Here is a 3,156-nt window from a genome sequence, read left to right as displayed (position 1 = left end):
CTTCCCGATTCTAATTGGCACACTAGGCATCTGGGGTTTTGTCAAATTCTGGGCGATCCCCTGGTTGGTATACCACTTCTGGATGAGCACCTTCACGATTGTTCACCATACCGCTTCAGACATCCCCTTTACACCCGCTGGTGAATGGAACGAAGCGATCGCCCAATTATCTGGTACAGTCCATTGTGACTACCCTCGCTGGGTCGAATTTCTCTGTCACGATATCAACGTCCACATTCCCCACCACATTTCGACCGCAATTCCTTCCTATCGCTTACGGGAAGCTCACGCCATTATTAAAGAGCAGTGGGGCGAATATATCAAAGAACGCCAGTTCAACTGGGAACTAATGAAAGATATCACCGATAAATGTCATATCTATGAAGAGAATGAGTTTTATCAAAGCTTCCGCGAATTTAACGCGAATAACTAGAAATAGTGGATAGCTTGCACTGAGCGACAGCCGAAGTGTGGATAGTGCGATCGCATGAATAGCTAAACTTAAACAAAATATCTAAGGTGGGCAATTGCCCACCTTTTTGATTATCTAACCCAATTTGCTACCTGTAGGAATGCCTACGATTAAAATCGTGGCTAATGTTGCAAAGTCCGCCTACGCGGACTGATTATCTAGTCCGCGTAGCGGCGCGCGCTCCGGAGGTTCCCTCCGGGTTTAGCGCGACAAGCGGCTCGCTCCGGTCGGGTCTCCCGACCATGGAAGCGAGACAAGACAGACAGGCGGACTTTGCACTCCGAGCAGCGGTTAGAAACCGCTGGGTTTGTGGAAAGCAACTTGGTACAATCCACCATCCACCAAACACCGACAGCCAGATAGTAAGCTAAAATAAAACCTGACTCATTTACACCCAATCGCCCACACATGCAATTCATCGACCTGGCAGAAGTAGAAGTAGAATCAGGCAGTGGCGGCGATGGGATGGTTGCCTTTCGGCGTGAAAAATACGTGCCAGCCGGAGGCCCCGCTGGGGGAAACGGCGGTAAAGGCGGCTCGGTATTATTTACCGCCGTCGAAAACTTACAAACACTACTAGATTTTCGGTACAACCGTCGCTTTAAAGCCGAAAACGGCACCAAAGGTGGTTCTAAAAACTGTACTGGCGCATCTGGCGAAGATCTGATCGTCGAGGTGCCTTGCGGTACCATAATCTATGATACCGAAAATGACGAAATACTCGTCGATTTAGTCGAACCCGGACAAACATTTAAAATTGTCACTGGTGGTAAAGGTGGCTTGGGTAACGCGCATTTTCTGAGCAATAGCAATCGTGCGCCAGAATACGCCCTCCCCGGACAACCGCCCCAGCAAAAACGGATTCGCCTAGAATTAAAATTACTCGCCGAAGTCGGCATTATCGGCTTACCAAATGCGGGTAAATCGACCCTAATTTCGGTAGTTTCCGCCGCCCGTCCTAAAGTTGCCGATTATCCGTTTACTACCCTAGTACCCAATTTAGGAGTAGTCCGCAAACCATCTGGTGATGGCACCTTATTTGCCGATATTCCTGGTTTAATTGAAGGCGCATCCGAAGGTGCAGGTTTAGGTCACGATTTCCTCCGCCACATCGAGCGCACCCGCGTATTATTACACCTCGTCGAGGCAACTAGCGAAGACCCGATCGGAGCCTACGAGACAATTCAACAAGAGTTAATCGCTTATAATGATACTTTGGCTACCCGACCCCAAATTCTCGCCCTGAGCAAGATCGATGCCGTCGATGACGAAGAAGTCGCCGCCATCGCCCAAGCACTAAGCGAAGTCGCCCAACAGCAAGTATTTCTGATCTCCTCCGCAACTCGTACCGGATTAGATCCCCTGCTGAATCAGGTTTGGCAGCAATTAGACGAGCTAGCAGCCCAGCGCGCTGCCGATAAGTTAGCTCTAGAACGGGCGGCTTTCCCCGTACTCAAGTAAAATCCTAAAAATGAAGGGCAATCCGTGGATCGCCCTTCATCTATTTTACAATTACCATAATCTTTAGAACGGACAGGGAGGGATTCGAACCCTCGATGGGGTTACCCCCATAACACATTAGCAGTGTGCCGCTTTCGACCACTCAGCCACCTATCCAGACAACGGCTGTTAACCGATATTCTTCATAATACCATCCTGGCTAGATTTTTACAAGATAATTCTAATTAACGATGACAACTACACCGATAATCGCTCAAAAATCGGCTCATCCCGCCGATCGATTCGCGATCGGGTTTGCGCCCCTATTATTAGATGAAGTTTACCAACTAGCCGACGATCCGGGCAATGGTGCCGTTGTGATGATGAGCGGTACCGTGCGCGATCGCACCGACGGCAAAGCGGTAGAATACTTAGAATATCAGGCTTACGAGCCGATGGCGATCCAGGTATTTGCCGCCATCGGTTGGGAAATTCGCAGTAAATGGGCAGATGTCACGCATGTGGTTATCCATCACCGGATCGGTAAATTAAAGATCGGCGAAATTAGCGTACTGCTAGCTGTCGGCTGTCCCCATCGCGGCGAGGCGTTTGCAGCTTGTCAATTTGCGATCGATACCCTCAAGCATCAAGCCCCAATCTGGAAAAAAGAGTGGTACGTTGAAACCGACGGGCGCACCGCTAGCACATGGGTGAGCATTGGAGCTTGCGAGGAGTTAGATTGCTAATTAGGGGAGATGGGAGATGGGAGTTCGGAGATGGGAGATTTTGGAGACTGTGCCTACGGCAGGCTACGCGAAAGTCGCAAGTTTTGGATTTTGGATTGATAATATCTAAGTCCCCCCGTCTCCCCGTCTCCCATCTCCAACCTCCCATCTCCCATCTCTACAATCCCTGTTCCAGATTAGCAATTACCCGTTCGAGATACCAGTCTTCAGGATAGCCGGGAGACTCTTCTTTGAGTCGATCGATCAGGCGTTGGGCGATGCCCCAGTGTCCGCTGACGAGGGCGAATAGACGTTGGCGGAGTAGTTCGTTGCCGTCATTGGGAGTCGATGATGGCGCGGGTGTTTGGGGGCTAGAACGTTGGAGCTTTTGTAAATATGCGAGCGTTTCGCGATATTTGGGTAAATCTTGACGTTCTAAATAAATATTTGCCGCCATCTGATAATCGGCGATCGCGCGATTTAATTCTTCAATTTTAGTAGCTGTTTGCGCTCGATAAA

General features: G+C 49.7%; 3 protein-coding genes, 1 tRNA gene and 1 pseudogene. 3 read left to right on the top strand and 2 right to left on the bottom strand.

Going from position 1 to position 3,156, the window contains the following annotated elements:
* Nucleotides 1-433, top strand: a 433-nt coding sequence (locus Q0R35_RS18785) for a fatty acid desaturase (protein ID WP_295622095.1), incomplete at its 5' end; no start/stop codon positions are given.
* Between the two features lie 447 nt (nucleotides 434-880).
* Nucleotides 881-1,933, top strand: a complete 1,053-nt coding sequence (gene obgE, locus Q0R35_RS18780; protein ID WP_295622094.1) for a GTPase ObgE — start codon at nucleotides 881-883, stop codon at nucleotides 1,931-1,933.
* Nucleotides 1,934-2,002: 69 nt separating this feature from the next.
* Here the strand turns inward: obgE and Q0R35_RS18775 are convergent.
* Nucleotides 2,003-2,089 (bottom strand) — tRNA-Ser (locus Q0R35_RS18775).
* Between the two features lie 74 nt (nucleotides 2,090-2,163).
* On the opposite strand from Q0R35_RS18775, the gene Q0R35_RS18770 reads away from it, so the two are divergent.
* Nucleotides 2,164-2,658, top strand: a complete 495-nt coding sequence (locus Q0R35_RS18770) for a molybdenum cofactor biosynthesis protein MoaE (protein WP_295622093.1) — start codon at nucleotides 2,164-2,166, stop codon at nucleotides 2,656-2,658.
* 157 nt (nucleotides 2,659-2,815) lie between these two features.
* On the opposite strand, the pseudogene Q0R35_RS18765 reads toward Q0R35_RS18770, so the two are convergent.
* Nucleotides 2,816-3,156, bottom strand: a pseudogene (locus tag Q0R35_RS18765) (hypothetical protein); the annotation flags it as partial.

The sequence above is a fragment of the Chamaesiphon sp. GL140_3_metabinner_50 genome, assembly GCF_025361915.1.
In the GTDB taxonomy this organism is placed as follows: domain Bacteria; phylum Cyanobacteriota; class Cyanobacteriia; order Cyanobacteriales; family Chamaesiphonaceae; genus Chamaesiphon.
The sequence above is the reverse complement of the archived record's forward strand: the minus strand, read 5'-3'. Positions and strand labels throughout refer to the sequence as shown.

What these genes read in the sequence shown, in the direction of transcription:
- obgE (WP_295622094.1), top strand. Translation starts at nt 881, where the DNA reads ATGCAATTCATCGACCTGGCAGAAGTAGAAGTAGAATCAGGCAGTGGC.
- Q0R35_RS18770 (WP_295622093.1), top strand. Translation starts at nt 2,164, where the DNA reads ATGACAACTACACCGATAATCGCTCAAAAATCGGCTCATCCCGCCGAT.